Raw genomic sequence first — 1,985 nt, forward strand, 5'->3', positions numbered from 1 at the left:
TAGTTCTAAAGTTGGGGAGCCGACATATGAGCAGGCAACAGAAGAGCAGCTGGAAGAGCCTTGGACGTTGCGTAGCGGTGCTGTTGTGTACATGACCCTGTCGAAGTATGAAACCATCCGCCATGCGCTGGCGCAAACAATCCATCACAGGGCACAGCTTGGCTTGTACCTGCGGCTGTTAGGAATCCCTATTCCGGGTAGCTACGGACCAAGTGCCGACGAGCAAGGCTTGTAGATAACAGAAGCAGGAGCTGTCTTGAAATTGGCAGCTCCTGCCCTGCTTTCAGCATCACCCTGTAGTACTTGTAGCCCTTTGGTTAGAAGCTTGCCATAGTTTTAAAAGCTGTTACTCCTAATTCAGAATATTATTCATAACGTTGATAGGTAAAGATTCAGTGGATATACTAAAGTTAAGCTCATCAATCAAGTCATACATCTACCTTCTCGATTGAATTCTTTGTTAGCAGCAGATGCCATGGAATAGTTAAGACCATAAAGCAGTACAACTACCTGTTTAACTCTATACGTCAACTCCCTGTCTTGTCCTGAAACAGGCCGTATCAGGAAAAGACCGTTTTTCAAGGATGAAAAGATAAAATTATAACTATAGTTGAGGTTCAGCAAGATCAATATCACCACCAACAACGTTGCAACAACGTGTTCCACAAAGATAGTAGCAGCTTTGTAAGGCACTTTAGAACAGACAGAAGTTAACTCTTAGCGTGATTTTACAACAATGAATGTATCCCCTGCTTCAATATAAGCTGCCTATACTGCACAGCCTGTTGTTGGTGTCGTGATTACCAGGGAGGACAGGCTTCCGATGCTAAAGCCATGCTTTTAGGTTTCATTTTAATGCCTTGCTAGCTTTAGACCCTGTTTAGGGGAGGCACAATTGCCGCAAAAGTACCATAACAGTTGTCATTTAGCTGTGTTTACCTTATCTTTCTCTACGCTACAAGATAGGTACCCCTCTTTTTTATGCACTTATGCACTAATCTTCAAATAAAGAGAAATAAAGCATATAAATCAGTGCATACCCAGTGCACATGCAGTGCATGTTCAAGGAAGGTGTGAGCGCTATGCACAGAGTCAGTACATAGCGCAGGCGCTCAGTGCATAATCAAAAGGGTACTCTTTAGCACGATACGCACTGAAAAAACAACCTCTGTTGGCTATAAATAAAGATTAGTGCATATTTTCTGATTTTTTGATCAATTTTCAGGGGGTACCCCTTACTACCCACCGTACCCACACGCATACCCATACGGGCACTGCCACCGAAGCCAGGAATGTTACAAATTAAGACACTGTCCCGGCGCATACAACTTGTCTGCAGAAAGCAGTTTTGTAAAAGAATGCAGCGGGGCAGGCACCGCTCTCTTCTAGATGCAAGGGGCTACAGCTGCACCAGTAAAGTTTCTTCTACCCGTGGAAGGAACAACAGCTCCTCTGCAGTCGGCCGGGGTCAAGTGCATCTCAGGAACGGCCGAAGGATTGAAAAAAGTTACCACTGTAGCTGAGACAGAGCAGCAACAACAGAGCAACAACGTGTCCCAGAAAGGCGGCGGCAGCTTTGCAAGGTATTCCAGATCAGGGAAACATTGGCTACAGGTGCTGTATTGGGTGATTTTGCAGCAACCGGTGCATTGTCTTACTTCAACATACTGCCTACACGGCAACCAAGCGTAAAGCCTGTTCTTGCCCTTGTTGCTGGTGTTGCTGCTGCTGAGAGTGCCTCTGTTCTACAGGGCTTGTTTTTTGACTGCCTCAACTGCTCCTCTCATTAGCGCAGTCAATGTAGCGGTAACAGGTGGCTCTTCCTATACCCAGTATACCGGCTATCTCCTCCACGGTCCTGGTGCCGGAGTCGAAGAGCACCTTAGCCGTCTTGGCCTTTTCCATGGCCGCCTTGGAAAGGCCTGCTGGCCTGCCTCCCTTTCTGCCCCTGGCCTTGGCCGCCTCCAGCCCCGCCTTGGTGCGCT

At 47.2% G+C, this 1,985-nt stretch carries 3 protein-coding genes; all 3 read left to right on the top strand.

From position 1 onward, the window contains the following. Positions 1-235 (top strand): DinB family protein (locus LN995_RS21515; protein WP_317206990.1); only part of this gene is annotated, 235 nt, incomplete at its 5' end. Between the two features lie 1,154 nt (positions 236-1,389). Next, positions 1,390-1,692, top strand: coding sequence for a hypothetical protein (locus LN995_RS21520; protein ID WP_229963156.1), 303 nt, complete (start codon positions 1,390-1,392; stop codon positions 1,690-1,692). 69 nt (positions 1,693-1,761) lie between these two features. Further along, a partial coding sequence (locus tag LN995_RS22270; RefSeq protein WP_449581411.1) for a hypothetical protein occupies positions 1,762-1,985 on the top strand: 224 nt, incomplete at its 3' end.

This window comes from Pontibacter silvestris (assembly GCF_020907275.1).
In the GTDB taxonomy this organism is placed as follows: domain Bacteria; phylum Bacteroidota; class Bacteroidia; order Cytophagales; family Hymenobacteraceae; genus Pontibacter; species Pontibacter silvestris.

Bases quoted from the DNA above. Each gene is read 5' to 3' on its own strand.
- LN995_RS21520 (WP_229963156.1), top strand. From the start codon at position 1,390: ATGCAAGGGGCTACAGCTGCACCAGTAAAGTTTCTTCTACCCGTGGAA.